Below are 22,328 nucleotides of genomic sequence, written 5' to 3'. Positions count from 1 at the left end.
CGAGCCGACTCGGCGCGGATCTGTGTCAGAACGAGCCGACTCGACCTCAGAAGAGGTTGTCCACCAGCGGCGTCGGGGAGCCGAAGCGGTGGGCGGTGATCGAGACGGCCTGCTCGTGCACGAAGGTGAGCAGCTCGACCCGGCCGGCCTCGACGACGGGCTGGGCGTAGAGGGCGATGTCGACCCGGCCCTGGCTCGCCTCGGCGAAGGCCTCGCGCGACCCACCCAGCAGACGTACGCGGCTGGGCGCATACGGACCGGAGAGGATCGACGCCCACGCGGCCATGTCCTCGACGACATACGTCGCACCGGTCGCCTTCACCAGCGAGGCGGTCTCGTCGTCGAGCGCGTCGGCGACGGAGACCGTCACCGGGGCGCCGGCGGCGACACCGGCGGCGAGGACCCGCAGCAGGTGGGCGACGGGACCACCCTCGTAGCGGATCGTGACCGGAACCGGCGAGTAGCGCAGCACGTTGACCTCGGCGGTCAGTCGCGACACGTCCCGGGCTGCCCCGAACTCACGCTCCCAGGCGACCGCGTCCGACCCGGCGCCACGCTCGAGCATCTCGATCTCGTCGACCCCGATCCGGCGGGCCCAGTCGACGAGCGACCGGACCGCAGGAGCCGGCGTGGCGAGCTCGGTGGCCGGAGCCGACACCCAGTCGCTGAGACCGACCAGGTAGTTGGGCCCGCCGGCCTTCGTCCCGGCGCCGACGGCCGACTTCTTCCAGCCACCGAACGGCTGCCTGCGCACGATGGCGCCGGTGATGCCGCGGTTGACGTAGACGTTGCCTGCTTCCACCGACGAGAGCCATTGCGAGATCTCGGCCCGGTCGAGGCTGTGGAGGCCCGCGGTGAGGCCGTAGTCGACCTGGTTCTGGATCTCGATCGCCTCGTCGAGCGAGGAGGCCGAGATCAGACCGAGGACGGGCCCGAAGTACTCGGTCAGGTGGAACTCGGAGCCGCGCTTGACGCCGGTCTTCACACCCGGCGACCAGAGCCGGCCGGTGTCGTCGAGCTGGCGCGGCTTCACCAGCCACGACTCACCCGGCGCGAGGGTGGTCAGGGCCTTGAGCAGCTTGCCGGAGGCGGGCTCGATGACCGGGCCCACCTGTACCGTCGGGTCGGTCGGGTAGCCGACGCGAAGCGAGGTCACCGCGTCGATGAGCTGGTCGCGGAAGCGCCGTGAGGTCGCGACCGAGCCGACCAGGATGCCCAGCGATGCGGCGGAGCACTTCTGCCCGGCGTGACCGAAGGCGGAGTGGACGAGATCCTTGACCGCCAGGTCGAGGTCGGCGTCGGGCGTGACCACGAGCGCGTTCTTGCCGGAGGTCTCGGCCAGCAGTGGCAGGTCCGAGCGGAAGGAACGGAAGAGCTCGGCCGTGTCGAAGGCGCCGGTCAGCACGAGGCGATCGACCAGCGGCGAAGCGATCAGCGCGCGACCCACCTCGTTCTCCGGCACGTGGACCAGCCGCAGCACCTCCTTCGGCACCCCGGCGGCCCACAGCGTCTCGACCAGCACCGAACCGCAGCGCTGCGCCTGCGGCGCCGGCTTGATCACCACCGCCGACCCGGCGGCGAGCGCCGCTGCGACGCCACCGGTCGGGATGGCGAGCGGGAAGTTCCACGGCGGGGTGACCAGGGTGAGGCGTACGGGCACCTGACGCGCGCCGTCCACCAGATCCAGCTCCTCGGCCAGACCCGCGTAGTAGTTGAGGAAGTCGATCGCCTCGGAGACCTCGGGGTCGCCCTGGTCGAGCGTCTTGCCGCACTCCGACGCGGCGACCTCGAGCCATTCGGCACGGCGCCGCTCGACCTCGACCGCGGCGGCCCGGAGCACGGCGGCCCGCTCGGCACCGGTCTTGCGGCCCCAGTCGGCCTGGGCGCCGACGGCACCCTCGAGCACCGACTCCACGGCCTCGACCGACGTCACGGTGTGGTCGGCGACGAGCTGGTCACCCAGCGTCGAGGAGCCCACCCGGGCGATGATCGCCTTGCCCCACTCGCGGTTGCCCGGCAGATGCGGGTCGGTGTCGGGGGTGTTCTCGAAAGGCTTGGCCACCGGCGCGTCTGCCACCGGCTCGCGCCGGTCCTGGGTGCGGTTGGGCGGCGGCACGGACTCGTCGACAGCCGCCAGCGAGCGTACGAACCGCTCCTTCTCGCGCTTGTAGAGCGCCTCGGAGGAGTTGAGGTCGAAGACCGCCGACATGAAGTTCTCGGTGCTGGCGCCTTCCTCGAGGCGACGCACCAGGTAGGCGATGGCGACGTCGAAGTCCTTCGGGTGCACGACCGGCACGTAGAGCAGCAGGCCGCCCACGGTCTCCCGGACCGCCTCGGCCTGGCCCTCCGCCATGCCCAGCAGCATCTCGAACTCGACCGAGTCGCGCACCTGGCGCTCACCGGCAAGGATCCAGGCGTACGCCACGTCGAACAGGTTGTGGCCGGCGACGCCGACGCGCACGTTGGCCATCCGCTCGGGCGTCAGCGCCCAGGACAGCACCCGCTTGTAGTTGGTGTCGGAGTCCTGCTTGGTCGGCCAGGTCGCGACCGGCCAGCCGTGCAGCGACGCCTCGACGTGCTCCATCGGCAGGTTGGCACCCTTGACCAGACGCACCTTGATCGGCGCGCCCCCACGCGCACGCCGAGCAGCCGACCACTCCTGGAGCCGCATCATCGCCGACATGGCGTCGGGCAGGTAGGCCTGCAGGACGATGCCCGCCTCCAGGTCGGCCAGCTCGGGCCGGTCGAGGAGCCGCGTGAAGACGTCGATGGTCATGTCGAGGTCGCGGTACTCCTCCATGTCCAGGTTGATGAACTTCTTCGTCCCGGCGGCCGAGGAGTTCGCCGCGTAGGTGTAGAGCGGGAGGAGCCGCTCGACCACGTGCTCGACGGCCTCGTCGTAGGCCCACACCGCGTGCGGCGCGACCGGCGAGGAGACCTTCACCGAGACGTAGTCGACGTCGTCGCGCGCGAGCAGCTTGCGGATGCCGGCCAGGCGACGGTCGGCCTCCTTCTGCCCCAGGACGGCCTCACCGAGGAGGTTGATGTTGAGGTTGACGCCGCGCTCGCGGATCCGCTCGATCTGCTTGCCGAGGCGCGCGTCGGAGGCGTCGATCAGCAGGTGGCCGACCATCTGCCGCAGCGCACGACGCGCCACCGGGATGACGAACCAGGGCGCGACCAGCGACATCAGCGCGCCGAGCTTCACGCCCAGCTTCAGGTGCCAGGGCAGGAACGAAGGTACGTTGCCGGCCAGCTCGCGCAGGCTGGCTGCGGCCACGCGTACGTCCTCGGGACGGATCACCCGGTCGACGAACCCGACGGTGAAGTCGAGCCCGGACGGGTCCTTGAGTACGTCGGCGAGGCGCTGGGCGGCCGGCGCGGTGGGCTTGGTCGAAGCCTTCGCCAGCCAGCCGCGGACGAGGTGGTCGACCTCGGCGATGAGCGCGTCATTGGTGGTCATAGTGCCGAGTATGCGACCGGAGTCACGTAAGATAAAGCGATGTTTCTTGGAGATTATTCGTGAGAAGAAGTGAAGGTTCAACGTGCTCGACGTCCGCCGCCTCCGCCTGCTCGCCGAGCTCGCCGCGCGCGGGACCCTGGCCGAGGTCGCCGAGGCCCTCCACCAGAGCCCCTCGTCGGTCTCCCAGCAGCTCGGTCTGCTCGAGCGGGAGGTCGGCGTCCCCCTGCTCACCAAGGCGGGAAGGCGGGTCCAGCTCACCGCCGCGGCCGAGGTGCTCGTCGAGCACACGACCGAGATCCTGGCCCGGCTCGAGGCGGCCGAGGCCGCGGTCACCGCGCTCGGCGACGAGACCGCGGGCACGGTGCGGGTGGCCGTCTTCCAGTCCGTGGCGCTCGCCTACATGCCCCAGGCGCTCGCGGACCTCACCCGGCGGCATCCACGGCTGCGGGTCATGCTGTCCCAGCGCGCACCCGAGCAGGCGCTCAACGACCTCGCCCTGCGCGAGCTCGACCTGGTGGTCGCCGAGCACTACCCCGACCACGGCGCTCCGCACTTCGACGGGCTCGACCGGCAGCCGCTCACCACCGACCGTCTCCGGCTCGCCGTCCCGCCCGACGGCTCCGGGGAGATCTGGGACGACATCACCTCGCTCGCCGACGCCGGCCGGGTCCCGTGGGCGATGGAGCCGCCGGGCACGGCGTCGCGCCACTGGATCGAGGAGCAGTGCCGACGCGCGGGCTTCGAGCCCGAGGTCCGCTACGAGACCGACGACGTCGAGGCGCACGTCGCGCTGGTCGAGTCGGGCAACGCCGTCGCCCTGCTCTCCGACCTGATGCGGGTCCGCCACCGGACGGCGGTGCGGCTCGTCGAGCTGCCGGGGACACCGCGGCGTACGGTCTTCACCGCCACGCGCACCGCCATCGCCGACTCCCCCGGGATCATCGCGTGCCGCGCCGCCCTGGCCCGCGTGGTGCCCACGGACCTGACGCTGCCCGGCTGAGCCGGACCGGTCAGCCGAAGAGGTCCTCGAGCGGCTGGTCGTGGTCGATCGAGAGCCCGTACGCCGTGGCGCGGGTGTCGATCATGGCCAGCACGGCCTCGGTGACGACCGAGGTCAGATGCTCGGCGTCGGGGATGCCCTCGCCGAGATGGACCCAGCGGCGTACGGCACCGAAGACCATCCCGATCAGGCCGTAGATCAGCGGGTCGACGGCCTTCTTGTCGATCTCGGAGATCTCCACGCCGCCGAGCTCGAATGCCGCCAGCATCAGCTCCTTGATCCGCTCCGCGATCCGATCGAGGCCCTGCTGCAGCGGCCCGGTGCCGTTCGGCGCGGTGTCGACGTCGGCCACCTGGTGTAGGAGCGGGTGCTCGAGCGCCCAGTTGACGTAGGCCCCGACGGTGCGGGAGATGATCTGCCGGATCGACCCGGTGAGCTCCATCGCCGGGAAGAGCTTGGCCCACAGCCCGGCGAGGATGTCGGCCTGGATGGCGAGGTCGAGCTCCCGCCGGTCGGCGAAGTGGCGGTAGACCACGGACCGGGAGAGCCCGGCCGCCTGGCCGATCGCCTGCAGGCTGACGTTGACGCCGTCGGTCTCGATCAGGCCGATCGCGGCATCGACGATGCGCTTGCGTCGGTCATCGTTGTGACGCTTCCAGCGAACTGCCCTGCCATCCATGGTGAGGACATCGTAGTCCCCGCGACGGCAGCGTCTCAGGCGAACCTGCTCAGGTGAACCTGCTCAGCTGAACTTGAGGGCCCCGTCGGCCACCGGAGCACCGAGCGCCTTCATGTCGACGAGGTAGTTCTGCTTCGCGGCCCACGGCGCCCGGTCGCCGGCCTTCGGCATCTGGTCCAGCGAGCGCTGGATGTAGCCGGAGGCGAGGTCCATGAACGGCCGCTCCTCGACGCTGGGGTCCCGGGTGACCGCGGCGACGTCGTAGCCGTTCTCACCCATGAAGTCGAGCAGCCGGATCACGTAGTCGGTGACCAGGTCGGCCTTGAGCGTCCAGGAGGCGTTGGTGTAGCCGATCGTGTAGGCGAAGTTGGGCATCCCGGTGATCATCAGGCCCTTGTAGGCCATCTGGTCGGGCAGGTTGATCGGCTCGCCGTCGACGGTGTAGTCGACGCCGCCGAAGAGCCGGAGGTTGAGCCCGGTGGCGGAGATGACGATGTCGGCCTCGAGCGTCTCGCCGGACTCGAGCTCGATGCCCTTCGGCACGAACGTCTTGATCCGGTCGGTCACGACCTCGGCGTAGCCCTCACGGATCGACTTCATCATGTCGCCGTCGGGGACGAAGCAGATCCGCTGGTCCCACGGGTTGTAGGGCGGGTTGAAGTGCTTGTCGACGTACGCGATCGCCTCGTCCTTGGTCATCCCGGGACGCCCGCCGCGGGCGGTGAGGCCGTTGATCCACTGGTCGCGGATCGCCTTCTTGACCACGCCGGGCGCCCGGCGGGCGAGCTGATAGGTGCCGACGGTGAGGACGATGTTCTCCCAGCGGACGGTCTCGTGGCCGATCTTCTCGCGCACGCGCTTGAACGGCAGCTTGCCGAGCAGCTTGAAGGGCGCGGTCTTGAGCAGCGAGGCGATCGCGTCCTGGCCCGGCCGGGAGAGGATGTACGTCGGGGTGCGCTGCAGCATCGTCACCTTCTCGGCCCGGTCGCTGCCGGCGCCGGCCAGGTTGGGCAGCAAAGTCACCGCGGTCGCGCCGGAGCCGATGATGACGACCTTCTTGCCGGCGTAGTCGAGGTCCTCGGGCCAGTGCTGCGGGTGGACGAAGGTGCCCTCGTAGTCGTCGAGCCCGGCGAACTCGGGCTGGTAGCCGTTGGCGTAGTCGTAGTAGCCCGTGCAGTTCCACAGGAAGTCGGCGGTGATCTCGGCGGGGCCGTCGGGGGTCTCGACGGAGACCGTCCACCGCTTGTCCTCGGTGCTCCAGGCGGCACCGGTGACCTTGTGGCCGTAGCGGATCAGCTTGTCGACGCCGTAGTCCTTCGCCGTCTGGCGCAGGTAGTCACGGATCTGGTGACCGTCGGCGAGCGCCTGCGCGCTCTCCCACGGCCGCCACTTGAAGGCGAAGGTGAACATGTCGGAGTCGGACCGGATGCCGGGGTAGCGGAAGAGGTCCCAGGTGCCGCCGCTGGCATCACGCTGCTCGAGGATGGCAAGCGTCTTTCCCGGGAGGCGCTCACGGAGCTGTGCGGCCGCTCCGATGCCGGAGACGCCGGCACCGATGATCAGTACGTCGACATGCATGTGACTGAGGTTACCCGGAAGTATCTGATTGCGACACCCTGTCTCGCGAACTTTTGCAAGCAAATCAGATTTTCAGCGATTGAGGAACGGCTCGGTAACACCGGACAGCCCCGCTTCCACGCGCGCACGCGAGGTCACTACGCTGCGGGCTGCAGCTGTGGGGGCGGCGAAGCATCCACAGCGATTTCGGGGTCACTCACCCATCGCTTTCGGTGGCTGAGGCTGCATGCGGACCGCATGGTGCGGTCAATGGTCTTCGAAAGGTTTTCCAGTGTTGAGTTTCGTACGCGCCGGCGCGGTTGTCGCGGGCGTCACCATCGCCGGGCTCGCAGCGGCCCCGGCTTTCGCCACCGGCGACGACCCGGCCGGCAACAACGGCACGGTCAAGATCGAGAAGTTCCTCGCTCCCGACGACGTGCCGGACACCACGCCGGAGAACGATCCCCACCAGGACTGCAAGTTCGACATCGAGTGGTACGGGTTCGACAAGGGCGACGACATCATCTCGAAGGTCTCCTTCGAGCTGCAGGCGCCGACGCTCGACGGTGAGCTCACCGTCGACGGCCCGCTCGAGGTCTTCGTCGGCGAGGACGACGCGTCCGGCGCCGGCACCGAGGACGGCCTTGACGGCCGCGAGACCTACACCCTCAACTCGACGGGCACCGCGCACCCCGAGCAGGGCTTCCACGTGAAGGTCACCGTCCACACCCCGGGCAGCCAGGGCAACGACACCAAGTCCAAGGTCTTCTGGTTCGAGAACTGCGGCGGCGACACGAACACCACGTCCCCGACCCCGACCCCGTCCCCGACGGAGCCGCTGGAGTCCGAGTCGCCGTCGGAGGAGCCCTCCGAGTCGCCGTCCGAGTCCACCCCGGCCTCCGACGAGACCGAGCCCGTTGCCGACGAGTCCTCCGAGGCCCCGGTGACCGACTCCGAGGTCCCGACCAACATCGACGCCGGTCTCGCCGGTGAGAGCGACTCCCCCGTGCCCGCGATGTGGCCGCTGCTGGCCATGCTCGCCGGTGCTGCCGCCGCCGGCACCGCGCTCGTCGTGGTCCTGCGTCGCCGCGCTGCCGCTCTGGTCAACAAGGACTGATCAGAACCGCGCCGTTTCTGTTTGTCCGCGGTCCGGTCGTCAGTCCTGGAACGCGGCGCCCTTCTCGATCAGCGCGTCGGCGTCGTCGATGCCCCACGCGGCGAGGGCCTCGCGGGTGTGCTGACCGGCGCTGGCCGCCGGTCCCGCGCCCAAGGTGGAGGTCGTGCGGCTGAACCGCGGGGCCGGGGCCGGCTGGGTGACGCCGTGGTGGGTGACGTACGTCTGGCGGGCCTGGAGGTGCGGATGGACCGCAGCCTCGGACGGGGTGAGCACGGGGGCGACGCAGGCGTCGGTTCCCTCGAAAAGCTCGGCCCACTCGGCCATCGTCTTCGACGCGAAGGTCTTGGCGAAGAGGTCGCGCATCTCGTCGTAGCGCTCCATCTCGTACTGCCCCGGGCAGACCCCGTCGAGCCCGAGCCGGGTGACCATCTCGGCGAAGAACTTGCCCTCCAGGGCGCCGACCGCGACCTGCCGGCCGTCGGAGGTGTCGTAGAGCGCGTAGAACGGCATCGCACCGTCCAGCAGGTTGCTCAGCCGCTGCTCGTGCCAGGCGCCGGAGGCGAGCATCCCGGAGATCATCGTCGCCAGGTGGGCGGTGCCGTCGACGATCGCGGCATCGACGACCTGCCCCTGGCCGGTCGTCTTCGCCTCGACGAGGGCGGCGAGGATGCCCATCACCAGGTAGGTCGATCCGCCGCCGAAGTCACCGAGCAGGTTGAGCGGGAAGTGAGGCCGGGCGCGGTCCTGGCCGAGCCCGTTGAGCACGCCGGTGGTGGCGATGTAGGTGAGGTCGTGCCCGGCCGACTGGGCCAGCGGACCGTCCTGGCCCCAGCCCGTCATCCGGCCGTAGACGAGGCGCGGGTTGCGCTCCAGACAGGCGTCGGGGCCGAGGCCGAGGCGGTCGGTGACGCCGGGGCGCAGCCCCTCGACGAGTACGTCGGCGCTCTCGACCAGCCGCAGGACGGTCTCGACGGCGTCCGGGTTCTTGAGGTCCAGCGCGATGCTCGGACGGCCGCGGGTGAGCAGGTCGCCGGCGCCGCCGCCGAGCAGGTTGCCGCCCGGCCGGTCGACCCGGATCACGTCCGCGCCCATGTCGGCGAGGATCGTGCAGGCGTGGGGCCCGGGGCCGATCCCTGCCAGCTCGACGACCTTGACCCCGCGGAGGGGTCCGGTGCCCTGGCCCAGTGTCACTGTGGATTTCTCCGTCGACTCAGTCATGCCGGCCATCCTCGCAGGATCCGTCCTTCCGGAGTCTGGAACCCTCCGCCCGGCCTGACCCGATCGCCGAGCCGAGTCCGATACGCTCCGAGGCACACTCGCCGGTGCACAGGAGCAGAGAAGTTGTCTCGGGAAATCCCCACATCCCCCCAGTCCCTCCCGATCAGCTCGGTCAGCCCGCTGACCGCCAACGATCCCCGCGAGATGGGCCCCTACGCGCTCTCCGGCCGCATCGGCCACGGCGGCATGGGCGTCGTCTACCTGGGTGAGGACGCCCGGGGCACGAAGGCCGCGGTGAAGGCGATCCTTCCCGAGCTCACCTCCGACCCGGGGTTCCGGGCGCGGTTCGAGCGGGAGATCGAGGCCGCCAAGAAGGTCGAGAGCCGGTTCACCGCGAGGGTCCTCGACGCCGACCCCGGTGCCGAGCAGCCCTGGATGGCGAGCGAGTACGTCGCCGACCCGCCGCTCAACAAGCTGGTCAACTCCGGCCAGCGGCTCTCCGAGATCGACGTACGCCAGCTGGTCGCCGGGGTCGCCGAGGCGCTCGCTGCGGTGCACGCGGCCGGGCTCGTCCACCGCGACATCAAGCCGGGCAACATCCTCTACGGGGTCGACCCGTGCGTGATCGACATGGGTATCGCCCGCTCCGTCGACGGCACGGCGCTCACGCAGACCGGCAAGGCCGTCGGCACCTACGGCTACCAGGCGCCCGAGCAGGTCCAGACCGGGACGTTCTCCAGCGCCGTCGACATCTGGGCGCTGGGGCTGGTCGCCTTCGTCGCCGCCACCGGCCGCTGGCCGTTCAGCGGCGAGATCGGCTCGATGGGACACCTCCTCAAGGGCGAGTCGCCCAACCTGAGCCTCTGCCCGGACTACCTGCGGCCGCTGGTCGCCGCGTGCCTGGCCGAGAACCCGGCCGCCCGGCCCTCCGCCGCGGACATCCTCGCCACCAACGGCGACTGGACCCTGCTGCCGGCCCCGGCCACCTCGGAGGCGGAGACCACCATCGGCGCAGTGCCCCCGGCCTTCACCGGCGGTATCGCTCGCGCGCCTCGGCACGCTCCGTCTGCCTCCGGCACCGTCTCCGACACGGCTGACCTGCCGACCCGCGCGCCCACGTTCGCGGAGCCGACCCAGCCCTCGGGGCGACGTTGGAAGATCGCGGTCCTGGCCGCGGCGGCCGTGGTCCTGGTCTCGGCCGGTGTGGCCGTCGCCGCCAACCCCGACCTCCTGCCCGGCCAGGACGACGACACCCCGAAGGTCGGCGAGGTGACCCCGTCGGCCGAGCCGACCACCGGCGAGAGCGACTCGGCCCCGAACGAGCCGGTCGGTGGCTCGGTGGACACCGGATCGGAGCCTGATCTGAGCGAGGAGCCCGACGAGGGCACGGACGACGCCGGCGAGATCACGCCCAGCAGCGACGCGACGAGCGACGAGGCGTCGACGGCCGAGTCTCCCGAGACGACCGAGCCGGACCCGAGCGACCCGCCGAGCGAGACGGTCACCGAGACGCCGACGACCGAGCCGACCGAGACCGCGACGGCCGAGCCGACCGAGGAACCCACCGCGGATCCGACCGCGACCGCGACTCCCTGAGCAGCTCCTCGGAGGGGTCGGGAGACCCCGGTCACACCGCGTCCCAGGTTGGATCGATCAAGGTGGCCGGGGCCCTGGGGATGCCGATAATCGAGCCTGGCGGAGTGTGCCGTCCACCCCGAAATGGGCATCCCCGAGCAACCGAAAGTTGAGCTGTGAGCGACACCGACGAGACCTTCAACGACTGGCAGCACCGCGAGGAGCTCGCGGAGACGATGATCCCGATCATCGGCAAGCTCTACCGCGAGAAGGATGTCACCATCCTGGTCCACAGCCGGTCGCTGGTGAGCAAGTCCGACATCTCGATCCTGAAGGCGCACCGCTTCGCGCGCCAGATCGAGGGCGAGGAGCTCTCGGTCACCGACACGTTCCCGCTGCTCCAGGCCGTCGCCAAGCTCGACCTGGGCCCGTCGAAGATCGACCTGGGCCTGCTCGCGGTCCAGTACGCCGAGGACCAGCGCGGCCTCTCCGCCGACGACTTCGTCGCCGAGAAGCTCGCCGGTGCCACCGGTGAGAACAAGATCGAGCGCAACGGTGGCCAGGACGTCGTGCTCTACGGCTTCGGTCGCATCGGCCGGCTCGTCGCCCGGCTCCTCGTCGAGAAGGCAGGCTCGCGCCACGGCCTGCGGCTGAAGGCCGTCGTCGTCCGCAAGGGCGGCGAGGACGACCTGATCAAGCGCGCCTCGCTGCTGCGCCGCGACTCGATCCACGGCCAGTTCGCCGGCACCATCACGGTGGACGAGAAGAACGGCGTGATCATCGCCAACGGCAACCCGATCCAGTTCATCTACTCCAACGACCCGACGACGGTCGACTACACGGCGTACGGCATCAAGGACGCCATCCTCATCGACAACACCGGCAAGTGGCGCGACCGCGAGGGGCTCTCGCAGCACCTGCGCCCGGGCATCAAGAAGGTCCTGCTGACCGCGCCGGGCAAGGGCGACGTGCCCAACATCGTCCACGGCGTCAACCACCAGACCCTCACCGGCGACGAGAAGGTCATCTCCTGCGCGTCCTGCACGACCAACGCGATCGTGCCGCCGCTGAAGCTCATGGAGGACCGCTTCGGCATCGTCCGCGGTCACGTCGAGACGGTGCACTCGTTCACCAACGACCAGAACCTGCTGGACAACTACCACAAGGCCGACCGTCGCGGCCGCTCCGCACCGCTCAACCTGGTGCTCACCGAGACGGGTGCCGCCTCGGCCGTCGCCAAGGCGCTCCCGGACCTCAAGGCGAAGATCACCGGCAACTCGATCCGCATCCCCACCCCGGACGTCTCGATCGCGATCCTGTCGCTCTCGCTCAAGGGCGAGACCTCGAAGGACGAGGTCGTCGACTACCTCCGCGAGGCCTCGCTGACCGGCGAGCTGCGTCGCCAGGTGGACTTCACCACCGCCCGCGACGCGGTCTCCTCCGACTTCATCGGCTCCCGTGCCGCCTCGATCATCGACGGCAACGCGACCATCGTCGACGGTGACTCCGCGATCCTCTACGTCTGGTACGACAACGAGTTCGGCTACTCCTGCCAGGTCGTCCGCACCGTGCAGTCGATCTCGGGCGTCGAGTACCCGACCTTCCCGGCCCCGGCCGCAGTCTGATTCAGACCCCTACGCTGCCCCGTCCCGTCCGGTCTCCGGACGAGGCGGGGCAGCGGCGTCCCAGGCTCGAAGGATGGCATCGGCACTGGTCAGGCCGACCTGAGCGACATCGCGGAGGGCCGGCGCGGACCGCAACCACATCTCGTACTCGATCTGCTCCTTCTGCTTCTCGGCATCGACCCTGAGCCAGTCGACCTCGCGCAGCGGCCCGTTGGTCGGCGCGCCCCAGACGGTCACCGTCGGTCCGTGCTCGAGCGGCAGCCAAGTGTCCTTGATCGGCTCGAACCAGGCCCCCGGCGGTTCGACGTGAAACGTACGAGGCGGGATGCTGCGGTTCGCCGCCGGCGGTGCATCTTTGTCGTAGCTGTGGCCGGTGACTTCTGCACCGAACACCACCCAGCTGGCGACGGTCGCGACCAGCGGGAACCGGCGGCCGTCCAGACACCCCCAACTGTCCAGCAGCGTGCCGAGGAGGAACGGCACGTACCAGTTCGGTCGCACCACCTCGGCCTGCTCCTCCCAGGTCCGCGAGAGGTCGAACCTGCGATCGCGACCGAGCCGGACGATGAGCGGGCGGACCTCGTCCAGCGTCGGTCCGTGCAGCGCGGCCGGGCCAGCAGCTCGGCGAGCCTGCGCTCGTCATAGACGATCGCGCTGCCGACCCTCTGTCCCGGGCCGGCGAGGCCGGCCGTCAGCACCCGGTTCGCCTCGACCTTCCCGATCATGTGCAGCTCGCAGATCCGACGGATCGCCTCGCGCGTCGTGACTCGTGTCATCGCCCCCATACGTCGGGACGCTAGGCAGCGAGGTCGCATCGTTCGACCCGAAATCAAGATGCTGTGGATAACCCTGTGGATAATCCCAGGGCAGCCCCGCGCGGAGAGCCAGATCCGTTCCTTTTACTAGACGATGACACCTTGTGAATCGTTCACAAGGTGTCATCGTCTAGTAAAAGGTGCGGATATCGGGCTCCGCGCCGGCGCTCAGGAGCGGACGCGGGCCAGGAAGGCTCGGGTGCGCTCCTCGACCGGGTCGCCGAAGAGCTGCTCCGGCGGACCCTGCTCCAAGACGCGCCCGCCGTCCAGGAAGCAGACCTTGGTGGCGACCTCACGGGCGAACGACATCTCATGGGTGGCAAGCACGAGGGTCGTACCCGCCTCCGCCTCGGCCCGGACGATCTCCAGCACCTCACCGACCAGCTCGGGGTCCAGGGCAGCGGTGATCTCGTCGAGGAGCAGCAGCCGCGGCCGAGTGCACATCGCCCGCACCAGCGCGACCCGCTGCTGCTGGCCTCCGGAGAGCGCGTCGGGATGGGCGTCGGCCTTGTCGGCGAGGCCGAACCGAGCCAGCAGCTGCCGCGCTCGATCGGCCGCCTCGTCCTTGGCAACGCCATGCACCCGCACCTGCGCCAAGGTGCAGTTGTCGAGCACGGAGAGATGCGGGAAGAGGTTGTACGCCTGGAAGACCATCCCGATCTCGCGGCGGACCGAGCGCGGGTCGACGAGCGGGTCGGAGATCTCCCGGCCGTCGAAGGTGATGATCCCGTCCTCGATCGTCTCGAGCAGGTTCAGGCACCGCAGCAGGGTCGACTTCCCCGACCCCGACGCCCCGATGAGACAGACCACGTCGTGCTCGGCCACCACCAGATCGAGGCCGTCGAGCACGACCTTCCCCCGGTAGCTCTTCCGCAGGCCCTTGGCCTCCAGCAGCGCCGTCATCGGCCTTGCTCCTTCTCGATCTGTCGCCGCATCAGCCAGTCGGTGAGCCGGGTGAGCGGCACCGCGACGACGAGGAAGTACGCCGCGGCGACGAGCAGCGGCGTGCCGTTGAAGTTGTAGCCCTGGTAGTCCTGGGCCGCCCGGAGCGCCTCGAAGACACCGACCGCCGAGATCAGCGCGGTGTCCTTCTGCAGCGAGACGAGGTCGTTCATGAGTGGCGGTACGACGCGGCGTACGGCCTGCGGGAGGACCACGAAGCGCATCGTCTGGGCGCGGGTCAGCGCCAACGCCTCGGCCGAGGCGACCTGGGTGGGATGGATCGCCAGGATGCCGGCGCGGAAGACCTCCGCGACGTAGGCCCCGTAGCAGAGCACCAGCGCGAACGTGGTCAGCCAGAAGAGCGAGCTGGTCACCCCGGACAGGCCCAGCGCCGGGATGCCGATGCCGCAGATGACCACGACCATGATCGACGGCACCCCGCGGAACAGGTCGGTGTAGCCGGTGGCCAGGAGGCGCACCGGCGCCAGCCACGGGGAGGTGGTCTGGCGGGCGATGGCGACGAGGGCACCGAGGACGAGTACGCACGGTTCGGCGACCAGGAAGATCCGGATGTTGATCCAGAACCCCTCCGCGATCGCCGCGAACGAGTCGCGTGCGTGGGACCAGCTCAGGAAGTAGTCCCGCACCCGGTCCCACCCCGGCGAGGAGACGATCAGCAACGCCAGCCCGACCGCGACCACGACGGTCACCACGGTGGCGATGACGGTCTGCTGGAGCCTCAGCCGGCGGCGTACGGCCTGTCTCTCGAGCTCCCGCTCACTGGGAACCCAGCTCACTTCAGACTGCGTCATTTCAAGACGGGCACAGAAACGACGTCGGAGAGCCACTCCTTCTCGAGCGCCGCGAGGGTGCCGTCCTTCTCGAGCGCGTCGAGGGCGTCGTCGAGGCAGGGCGCCAGGCCGCTGTCCTTCTCGGTCAGCAGGCCGAACTCCTCCGGCTTCTCGCTGCTCTCGAACTGCCCGGTGATCGTGCTGCCCTCGATCTCGGCGGCGGTGATGTAGAACGCCGTGGGCAGGTCGAAGACGAGCGCGTCGACCTGGCCGTTGAGCAGCGCCTGCTTGGCCTGGTCGCTGGTGTCGAAGACCAGCGGGTCGGTGGTCGGCTTCACGTCCTCGCGGATCGCGGTGAGCGACGTGGTCGCGGTCTGGGCACCGAGCTTGAGGCCCTTCAGATCGGCGAGCGATGTCGCCTTCGCGGCGTCCTTCTCCATCGTCACGACCGCCTGCGAGGCGGTGTAGTAGCCCTTCGAGAAGTCGACGACACCGGCACGCTCGGGCGTGATCGAGATCTGGTTGATGTCGAAGTCGAACTTCTTCTCGCCCGGCGTGTAGGAGGTGTTGAACGCCTGCTTGACCCAGACGACGTCGTCCTTCGCGAACCCGAGCTGGTCGGCGACGGCGTAGGCGACCGCCGACTCGAAGCCCTTGCCGTTGCTGGGGTCGTCGTCGGAGAACCACGGCTCGTAGGCCGGGGAGTCGGTGCCGACGGTCAGCTTGCCGTCCTGCTTCAGCGGCAGGTCCGCGGCCTTACAAGAGGCCGGTGCGCCGCCCGCGGCGCTGGTGTCGTCCTCGCTTCCGCAGGCCGTCAGAGCGGCGGCCAGAGCGAGGGAAGCGACGAGAAGGGGAGTAAGGCGAGTGCGCATGTGCGGAATGCTAAATGGAACCGGCACTGGCCGCTTCTTATTACTCATGAGTAGCATACGTCCATGGCGTACGAATCCCTGCTCTCCCCGCTCACGATCGGGTCGCTCACCCTGCGCAACCGCGTGGTGATGGGGTCGATGCACACCGGCCTCGAGGACCACGCGTGGGACATCCCCAAGCTGGCGGCCTACTTCGCCGAGCGCGCACGGGGCGGCACCGGGCTGATCATCACCGGCGGCTACGCACCGAACAAGCGCGGCTGGCTCAAGCCGTTCGCGAGCGAGATGAGCTCCCGGCTGCACGCCGCCCAGCACCGCCGGGTCACCGGCGCGGTGCACGAGGAGGGCGGCGCGATCGCGATGCAGGTGCTGCACGCGGGCCGCTACGCCTACACGCCGTTCTCGGTCAGCGCCTCGGCCGTCAAGGCGCCGATCAACCCGTTCAAGCCCGCGGCCCTCTCCGACAAGGCCGTCGACGCGACCGTGAACGACTTCGCCAAGAGCGTCTCGCTGGCGAAGAAGGCGGGCTACGACGCGGTCGAGATCATGGGATCGGAGGGCTACCTGATCAACCAGTTCCTCGCCGAGCGCACCAACCAGCGCGAGGACCGCTGGGGCGGCACCGCGACCAACCGGATGCGGTTCCCGGTCGAGATCGTCCGACGGAGCCGCGAGCTCGTCGGTGACGACTTCCCGATCATCTTCCGGCTCTCGATCCTCGATCTGGTCGAGGACGGCCAGACCTGGGAGGAGACGATCGAGCTCGCCTACGCGCTCCAGGACGCCGGGGTCTCGGTGTTCAACACCGGCATCGGCTGGCACGAGGCGCGGGTGCCCACGATCATCACCCAGGTCCCGCGCGGCGCCTGGCTCGACATGACCGCGCGACTCAAGGCCGAGGTCAACGTCCCGGTCTGCGCCTCCAACCGGATCAACACCCCGGAGCTCGCCGACTCCGCGATCGCGACCGGCAAGGCCGACCTCGTCTCGATGGCCCGCCCGCTGCTGGCCGACCCCGAGTTCGCCAAGAAGACCGCCGAGGGTCGCACCGACGAGATCAACACCTGCATCGCCTGCAACCAGGCCTGCCTGGACCACGCCTTCGCCAACAAGGCCGCCTCCTGCCTGGTCAACCCGCGCGCCGCGCGCGAGACGACCCTGGTGCTCTCCCCGACCAAGCTCAAGCAGTCCGTGGCCGTCGTCGGTGCGGGTCCGGCCGGCCTCGCCGCCGCCACCTCGGCCGCCGAGCGCGGCTTCGCGGTGACCCTCTTCGAAAAGTCCCCGGAGATCGGTGGCCAGTTCCGCCTCGCCATGGCGGTGCCGGGCAAGGAGGACTTCAAGGACACGCTGCGCTACTTCGGCCGGCGCCTGGAGGTGCTGGGCGTCGACGTACGCCTCGACACCGAGGCCACCACCGCCGACCTGGAGCCCTTCGACCATGTCATCGTCTCGACCGGCGTCACCCCACGGCTCCCGCGGATCGCGGGCTCCGAGGACGACCGGGTGGTGACGTACGCCGACGTGCTCGCCGGCCGGGTCGTCCCGGGGCGCCGGGTCGCGGTGATCGGCGCCGGCGGCATCGGCGTCGACGTGTCCGCCTGGCTGACCCACCAGCCCGAGACCCTCGAGGAGTGGAAGGCCCGCTGGGGCGTCGGCGACCCGGCGACCTTCCGCGGCGGCCTCACCACCCCGGTCCTCGAGGCCCCCGCCCGCCAGGTGACCCTGCTGCAGCGCAAGACCACCCCGATCGGCATCGGTCTCGGCAAGACCTCCGGCTGGGCCCACCGCGCCCACCTGAAGCAGGACGGCGTCAAGCAGGTCCGGGGCGCGACGTACGACAAGATCGAGGCGGGCGACGACGCCGTCACCCTCCACTACGCCGTCGACGGCGAGCCGCACACGCTCGAGGTCGACCACATCATCCTCTGCGCGGGGCAGGAGTCGGTGCGCGACCTGTGGACCGAGCGCGAGAACTGGCACCTGATCGGTGGCGCCGACGTCGCGGCCGAGCTCGACGCCAAGCGGGCGATCAAGCAGGGAACCGAGGTCGCCGCGGGCCTGTGACCCGATAGCCTCGGGGCATGAGCGATCCCGACTGCCTGTTCTGCAACATCGTCGCGGGCAACATCCCCTCGACGAAGGTCTACGAGGACGACGAGACGTACGCCTTCATGGACATCGCGCCTGCTGCTGAAGGGCACACGGTGGTGGTGCCGAAGACGCACACCAAGGACGTCCTGGAGGCCGACCCGGCGGTGTACGCCTCGACCGCGAAGGCCGCCCAGGCGGTCGCGAGGCGGGCGGTCGACGTGCTCCAGGCGGACGGGGTCAACGTGCTCAACAACTGCGGGCCGGCCGCGTGGCAGACCGTCTTCCACCTGCACTTCCACGTAATCCCGCGCTACACCGACAAGTCCAAGGACTCGCTCACGCTTCCCTGGGTGCCGCACCCGGGTGACCTGGACGCGATCCGGGCGATCGGCGAGAAGCTCGCCTTCTAGGCTCAGCCTGTCGGCGCGCCTTCGGCGTGGGCGGCGACCATGTCGGCGTACCACCCGAAGGAGCGCTTCGGCGTCCGCACTCCGGCGGCGTCGACGTGCACCAGACCGTACTTCCCGCCGACGCCGTCCTCCCAGTCCTTGCCGGTGAACGGGGCCTCCCAGCCGTCGCGGTCGAGCAGCGTGTAGGCGTAGAAACCGCGGACGTCGACACCGCGCTCGATCGCGGCCGAGACCGCCTCCAGGTGTGCCTCGAGGTAGTCGATCCGAGCCTGGTCGTCGACCTCGCCGTCCACCACCGGAGCGTCGTACGCAGCACCGCACTCGGTCACCACGATCGGCGGCATCGCGGCGCGATAGCGGGATCGGGTGATGATCAGCCACTCCCGCAGCGCGGTCGGCACCACGCCCCAGCCGGTGTCGGTGGCGGGGTAGCCGACGAGCGGCACCATCCGGAACGGGATGTCGTCTCCCTCGGCGGAGGCGCCGATGCGCTGCGGGGCGAAGAAGTTGACCCCGTAGAAGTCCAGGGGCGAGCGGATCACAGCCATGTCGCCCGGCATCACGACCTCGTCGGCGAGACCGGCCAGATCGCGCGGGTAGCGGCCCATCAGCATCGCCTCGAGGGGCACCGCGTTCCAGGCCAGATCGATGAGCTTCGCCGCACCGACGTCGGCAGGGTCCTCCGAGAGCGGCCAGATCGGCTCGTGGTGGTTCGCGCAGCCGACCGACCCGGCTCCGGCGGCGCGCAGCACCTGCACACCGCGGCCGTGGGCGAGGAGCAGGTGGTGCATCGCGGCGACGACGCCCCAGCCGGCACGGCGGCCGGGCGCGATCGTGCCGAGGCCGTAGCCGAGATAGCCGGCCACGTTGGGATCCTGGACCGGCACCCACTCCGGGATCCGGTCGCCGATCAGGTCCGCGACCATCTCGGCGTAGACGCCGAAGGCATCGACCGTGGCGCGGTTGAGCCAGCCGCCGTCGGCGGCCAGCGGCTCCGGAAGCTCACCGGCGTAGAGCGTGGCCGACGGGCGCAGGCCGGCCTCGAGCAGCTCGTCGACCAGGCGGTCGTAACGAGCGCGGGCCTCGGGATCGAAGACACCGCGACCACCCGGCTGGAGCTCACGCCAGGAGACCGCGAACCGGTATCCCGGCGCACCGAGACGCTTGAGCAGCGCAACATCCTGCTCGCCCCCCGGCCGGGTGGCGTCTGCAGTGCCGAACACGAAGCCAGTCGGGAACTTGGGAAACGCCACGGCACAATCATGACTGTGACTGCCCAGATCCGCCGAGGAACCGCCCGATTCACGGAACGTCCCCCCGGCCTCAGGCCAGGAAAAATTACCTGGCACACCTACTCCTTCGGCCCCCACTACGACCCCAGCCGGGTGGGATTCGGCCCGATCGTGGCCTACGACGAGCACCTGCTGCGCAACGGGGAGGGATTCGACACCCATCACCATGCCGGCGTCACGATCGTCACCTGGCCGCTCTCCGGCGAGGTGACCCACACCGACTCGACCGGCACCACCGGCACCGTCTCCCCCGGCCAGGTGGGCGTCTTCACCACGGGTGACGGCGTCGACCACTCCGAGTTCGCCACGGCCTCCGGCACCCGGTTCATCCAGGTCTGGGTCGCCGGCAGCACCGGGGAACCGGCGTACGCCGTCCACGACGTCGCCCCGGTCGAGGGCGACTGGGTCGAGGCGGTCCGCCTGGACCAGGGGTCGCTGCGGGTCGGCCACGTCGGCACCGACGGCCCCGCCGAGATCACTCTTCCAGAGGGTCGGCTCCGCCATCTCCACGTCGCGTCGGGCGCTCTGCTGCGCAGCGGGATGGCCGAGCCACTCACCGCCGGCGACGCCTTCGAGATCACCGCCGGCGAGGATCTTCCGCCGGAGTTCACGGTCAGTGCGGGCGTACCGACCGAGCTACTTCTCTGGACCTTCGAATAGAGCGGACAAGGCCGAGTAGCGACGGATAAAGTCCGCATCAGACTGCTGCTCAGTGTGGAGGATTGTGTGACGACGTTCCTGATCATCGGAGCCGTCGGGCTGGGCCTCCTGCTGGTGTCGCTGGTGATCGGCGACCTCCTCGACGGCTTCCTCGGCGGCGCGCTCGATGCCGACTGGTTCTCGACCGCCGCGATCGGCGGATTCGTGTCCGCCTTCGGGTTCGGCGGCGCGCTCGCCGTCGGACCGCTGGGCACGATCCCGGCCATCGGGATCGGAGCCCTGGGCGGAGCGCTCTTCGCCTGGTTCGCGCTGTGGCTGACCCGCCTGCTGAAGGAGGAGCACACCGACGCTGTGCCCTCGGGCGACGCCGCCGTCGGGCTCGACGCCGCGGTGATCACCACGATCCCGGCCGGCGGGTTCGGTGTGGTGCGGGTCGCCCTCGGGGGCCACACGGTGACCTACAACGCCAAGTCGCCCGACCTCGACGAGCCGATCACGCCGGGCACGCCCGTGCACGTGACCGGCGTCCTCTCACCGACGGCAGTCACCGTCGCGCCGACCTGGCGCGAGATCACCTCCTGACCTGAAGGGGTCCTCATGGAACTGCTGGTGCCGATCGCCGGCCTTGTCGTACTTCTCATCCTGCTCCTGCTGCTGGTCACCAGCCGCTACAAGGTCGCCGGGCCCAACCAGGCCTTCATCGTCACCGGCCGTAAGGGCAAGGCTGTCCTCAACCCCGAGACCGGCCAGCTCACCACCGACCTGTCGGGCCAGAAGGTCGTCCTCGGTGGCGGCGTCTTCGTGGTGCCGTTCGTCCAGAAGCTGGCGACGATGGATCTCTCCTCGCGCCGGATCTCGGTCCAGATCCGCGGTGCGGTCTCCGGGCAGGGCATCAAGCTCAACCTCGACGGTGTCGCGATCGTGAAGGTCGGCGGCAACGCCGACCAGATCCGGCTGGCCGCGCAGCGGTTCCTCTCCCAGCAGGAGGAGATCGAGCCGTTCACCCAGGAGGTGCTCGCCGGTGCGCTGCGCTCGATCGTCGGTGGCCTCACCGTCGAGCAGATCATCCGTGACCGGGCCGCCTTCGCGCAGCGCGTCGCTGACGAGTCGGAGTCGAGCCTCACCGGCCAGGGCCTGATCCTGGACACCTTCCAGATCCAGGACGTCACCGACGACGGCTCCTACCTCGCCAACCTCGGCCGTCCCGAGGCCGCCCGCATCACCCAGGCCGCCTCGATCGCCGAGGCCGAGGCCCGTCGTGCCGCCGAGCAGGCCCGGATCAAGGCCGAGGAGGAGATCGCGATCGCCCAGCGCGCGCTCGCCCTCAAGCAGGCCGAGATCAAGGCCGAGACCGACGCGGCCGCCGCCAACGCCGCCGCCTCCGGGCCGCTGGCCCAGGCCGACCGCGACCAGGCCATCCTCACCGAGCAGGAGAAGGTCGCCGTACGCCAGGCGGCACTGACCGAGCGACAGCTCGAGACGCAGGTCCGCAAGCCCGCCGACGCCGAGCGCTACCGCGTCGAGCAGGAGGCGGAGGGCCGCCGCAACTCCGAGATCGCCGCCGCCGAGGCCCGCAAGGCGGCCACGATCGCCGCGGCCGAGGCCGACGCCGAGCAGGCCCGCCTCACCGGTGAGGCGGAGAAGGCCCGCCGTGCCGCGCTGGCCGAGGCCGAGGCCATCGAGGGTGCCAAGCGCGGTGAGGCGCAGAAGTCGCTGCGTCTGGCCGGCGCCGAGGCGACCCGGGCCGAGGGTGAGGCGAGTGCTGCCGCGACCCTGGCCGTCGGACAGGCCGAGGCCGAGGCGATGGACAAGCGCGCCTCGGCGTTCGCGTCCTACAACGACGCCGCCGTGCTGCAGATGCTGATCGAGGTCCTGCCCCGGATCGCCAAGGAGGTCGCCGCGCCGATCAGCGCGATCGACAGCCTCACCGTCCTCTCCACCGAGGGTGCGGGCGCCATCCCGAAGCAGGTCAACGACAACGTCGTCCAGACCCTCAACATGCTCAAGACCACCACCGGCGTGGATCTCGGGTCGCTGCTCCGCAAGGCCGTCGACAAGACCGACAAGACCGCCGAGAACGGCACCGCGGAGATCCCCGCCGGTCAGTGACCGATCCACACCTTCCCCACGCTTGGTGACCAATCGTGTGGAAATGGGGCATAAACGTGACAGCCAAGAACAAGTCTGGTTATGTATCCACGTCGACGTAGGGAGGGAGCAC

Annotated in this window: 18 protein-coding genes; 9 read left to right on the top strand and 9 right to left on the bottom strand. The window is 69.9% G+C overall.

The genetic code is table 11. The features are described from left to right. Positions 1 to 46: 46 nt before the first annotated feature. Positions 47 to 3,463, bottom strand: coding sequence for a bifunctional proline dehydrogenase/L-glutamate gamma-semialdehyde dehydrogenase (locus UG56_RS12250; protein WP_045546946.1), 3,417 nt, complete (start codon positions 3,461 to 3,463; stop codon positions 47 to 49). A gap of 82 nt (positions 3,464 to 3,545) precedes the next feature. Here UG56_RS12250 and UG56_RS12245 point away from each other — a divergent pair, with 82 nt between their 5' ends. Beyond that, positions 3,546 to 4,463 (top strand): LysR family transcriptional regulator, encoded by a 918-nt coding sequence (locus tag UG56_RS12245; RefSeq protein ID WP_045546945.1) that lies wholly within the window; start codon positions 3,546 to 3,548, stop codon positions 4,461 to 4,463. A gap of 10 nt (positions 4,464 to 4,473) precedes the next feature. Here the strand turns inward: UG56_RS12245 and UG56_RS12240 are convergent, their stop codons facing one another. Both UG56_RS12240 and UG56_RS12235 read right to left on the bottom strand, forming a co-directional pair. After that, positions 4,474 to 5,142 (bottom strand): TetR/AcrR family transcriptional regulator, encoded by a 669-nt coding sequence (locus UG56_RS12240; RefSeq protein WP_045546944.1) that lies wholly within the window; start codon positions 5,140 to 5,142, stop codon positions 4,474 to 4,476. Positions 5,143 to 5,205: 63 nt separating this feature from the next. Next, positions 5,206 to 6,720 (bottom strand): flavin-containing monooxygenase, encoded by a 1,515-nt coding sequence (locus UG56_RS12235; protein ID WP_045546943.1) that lies wholly within the window; start codon positions 6,718 to 6,720, stop codon positions 5,206 to 5,208. 274 nt (positions 6,721 to 6,994) lie between these two features. On the opposite strand from UG56_RS12235, the gene UG56_RS12230 reads away from it, so the two are divergent. Beyond that, complete coding sequence (locus tag UG56_RS12230; RefSeq protein WP_143055014.1) at positions 6,995 to 7,816, top strand: hypothetical protein; 822 nt, start codon at positions 6,995 to 6,997, stop codon at positions 7,814 to 7,816. Positions 7,817 to 7,855: 39 nt separating this feature from the next. Here UG56_RS12230 and UG56_RS12225 read toward each other — a convergent pair whose 3' ends face one another. Further along, entirely contained in the window at positions 7,856 to 9,034 is a 1,179-nt protein-coding gene (locus UG56_RS12225) for a CaiB/BaiF CoA transferase family protein (protein ID WP_045546999.1), read from the bottom strand. A gap of 123 nt (positions 9,035 to 9,157) precedes the next feature. Between UG56_RS12225 and UG56_RS12220 the strand changes: the two genes are divergently transcribed. Both UG56_RS12220 and UG56_RS12215 read left to right on the top strand, forming a co-directional pair. Further along, positions 9,158 to 10,630, top strand: coding sequence for a serine/threonine-protein kinase (locus tag UG56_RS12220; protein ID WP_143055013.1), 1,473 nt, complete (start codon positions 9,158 to 9,160; stop codon positions 10,628 to 10,630). A 155-nt stretch (positions 10,631 to 10,785) separates the two neighbouring features. After that, on the top strand, positions 10,786 to 12,234 hold the full coding sequence (locus UG56_RS12215; RefSeq protein WP_045546942.1) for a glyceraldehyde-3-phosphate dehydrogenase: 1,449 nt from the start codon (positions 10,786 to 10,788) through the stop codon (positions 12,232 to 12,234). A gap of 9 nt (positions 12,235 to 12,243) precedes the next feature. Here the strand turns inward: UG56_RS12215 and UG56_RS12210 are convergent, their stop codons facing one another. The 4 genes from UG56_RS12210 to UG56_RS12195 all read right to left on the bottom strand — a co-directional run bounded on the left by UG56_RS12210 (position 12,244) and on the right by UG56_RS12195 (position 15,654). After that, positions 12,244 to 12,738 carry a hypothetical protein gene (locus UG56_RS12210; protein WP_045546941.1) on the bottom strand — a complete coding sequence of 165 codons (495 nt, stop codon included), beginning with the start codon at positions 12,736 to 12,738 and terminating at the stop codon, positions 12,244 to 12,246. 479 nt (positions 12,739 to 13,217) lie between these two features. After that, a complete protein-coding gene (locus UG56_RS12205; RefSeq protein ID WP_045546940.1) occupies positions 13,218 to 13,952 on the bottom strand; it encodes an amino acid ABC transporter ATP-binding protein in 735 nt (244 codons plus the stop codon). Further along, the gene (locus tag UG56_RS12200) at positions 13,949 to 14,803 is read right to left on the bottom strand and encodes an amino acid ABC transporter permease (protein ID WP_045546939.1); all 855 of its coding nucleotides are present in this window, start codon (positions 14,801 to 14,803) and stop codon (positions 13,949 to 13,951) included. The genes UG56_RS12205 and UG56_RS12200 overlap by 4 nt, the downstream gene beginning before the upstream one ends. Beyond that, positions 14,800 to 15,654 (bottom strand): ABC transporter substrate-binding protein, encoded by an 855-nt coding sequence (locus tag UG56_RS12195; protein WP_045546938.1) that lies wholly within the window; start codon positions 15,652 to 15,654, stop codon positions 14,800 to 14,802. Before UG56_RS12195 ends, UG56_RS12200 begins: the two co-directional genes overlap by 4 nt. 63 nt (positions 15,655 to 15,717) lie before the next feature. Here UG56_RS12195 and UG56_RS12190 point away from each other — a divergent pair, with 63 nt between their 5' ends. Together UG56_RS12190 and UG56_RS12185 are read left to right on the top strand one after the other, a co-directional pair. After that, positions 15,718 to 17,718, top strand: coding sequence for an NADPH-dependent 2,4-dienoyl-CoA reductase (locus UG56_RS12190; protein ID WP_045546937.1), 2,001 nt, complete (start codon positions 15,718 to 15,720; stop codon positions 17,716 to 17,718). Positions 17,719 to 17,735: 17 nt separating this feature from the next. Continuing rightward, on the top strand, positions 17,736 to 18,155 hold the full coding sequence (locus tag UG56_RS12185; protein WP_008356022.1) for an HIT family protein: 420 nt from the start codon (positions 17,736 to 17,738) through the stop codon (positions 18,153 to 18,155). Between the two features lie 2 nt (positions 18,156 to 18,157). On the opposite strand, the gene UG56_RS12180 is transcribed toward UG56_RS12185, so the two are convergent. Then, positions 18,158 to 19,378: a glycoside hydrolase family 1 protein gene (locus tag UG56_RS12180; RefSeq protein ID WP_256206579.1), complete on the bottom strand. Its 1,221-nt coding sequence runs from the start codon at positions 19,376 to 19,378 to the stop codon at positions 18,158 to 18,160. A gap of 45 nt (positions 19,379 to 19,423) precedes the next feature. On the opposite strand from UG56_RS12180, the gene UG56_RS12175 reads away from it, so the two are divergent. The 3 genes from UG56_RS12175 (at position 19,424) to UG56_RS12165 (ending at position 22,216) form a co-directional block, all read left to right on the top strand. Further along, on the top strand, positions 19,424 to 20,107 hold the full coding sequence (locus UG56_RS12175) for a pirin family protein (RefSeq protein ID WP_177191467.1): 684 nt from the start codon (positions 19,424 to 19,426) through the stop codon (positions 20,105 to 20,107). Positions 20,108 to 20,173: 66 nt separating this feature from the next. Then, on the top strand, positions 20,174 to 20,689 hold the full coding sequence (locus tag UG56_RS12170; RefSeq protein WP_045546935.1) for a hypothetical protein: 516 nt from the start codon (positions 20,174 to 20,176) through the stop codon (positions 20,687 to 20,689). A 15-nt stretch (positions 20,690 to 20,704) separates the two neighbouring features. Next, positions 20,705 to 22,216, top strand: coding sequence for a flotillin family protein (locus tag UG56_RS12165; protein WP_045546934.1), 1,512 nt, complete (start codon positions 20,705 to 20,707; stop codon positions 22,214 to 22,216). Positions 22,217 to 22,328: the final 112 nt, after the last annotated feature.

Source organism: Nocardioides luteus (genome assembly GCF_000960475.2).
GTDB classification, from domain to species: domain Bacteria; phylum Actinomycetota; class Actinomycetes; order Propionibacteriales; family Nocardioidaceae; genus Nocardioides; species Nocardioides luteus_A.
The sequence above is the reverse complement of the archived record's forward strand: the minus strand, read 5'-3'. Positions and strand labels throughout refer to the sequence as shown.

Excerpts from the sequence above, each read along its gene's own strand:
- UG56_RS12250 (WP_045546946.1), bottom strand. The coding sequence starts at position 3,463 with ATGACCACCAATGACGCGCTCATCGCCGAGGTCGACCACCTCGTCCGC.
- UG56_RS12240 (WP_045546944.1), bottom strand. The coding sequence starts at position 5,142 with ATGGATGGCAGGGCAGTTCGCTGGAAGCGTCACAACGATGACCGACGC.
- UG56_RS12235 (WP_045546943.1), bottom strand. The coding sequence starts at position 6,720 with ATGCATGTCGACGTACTGATCATCGGTGCCGGCGTCTCCGGCATCGGA.
- UG56_RS12225 (WP_045546999.1), bottom strand. The coding sequence starts at position 9,034 with ATGACTGAGTCGACGGAGAAATCCACAGTGACACTGGGCCAGGGCACC.
- UG56_RS12205 (WP_045546940.1), bottom strand. The coding sequence starts at position 13,952 with ATGACGGCGCTGCTGGAGGCCAAGGGCCTGCGGAAGAGCTACCGGGGG.
- UG56_RS12200 (WP_045546939.1), bottom strand. The coding sequence starts at position 14,803 with ATGACGCAGTCTGAAGTGAGCTGGGTTCCCAGTGAGCGGGAGCTCGAG.
- UG56_RS12195 (WP_045546938.1), bottom strand. The coding sequence starts at position 15,654 with ATGCGCACTCGCCTTACTCCCCTTCTCGTCGCTTCCCTCGCTCTGGCC.
- UG56_RS12190 (WP_045546937.1), top strand. The coding sequence starts at position 15,718 with ATGGCGTACGAATCCCTGCTCTCCCCGCTCACGATCGGGTCGCTCACC.
- UG56_RS12185 (WP_008356022.1), top strand. The coding sequence starts at position 17,736 with ATGAGCGATCCCGACTGCCTGTTCTGCAACATCGTCGCGGGCAACATC.
- UG56_RS12165 (WP_045546934.1), top strand. The coding sequence starts at position 20,705 with ATGGAACTGCTGGTGCCGATCGCCGGCCTTGTCGTACTTCTCATCCTG.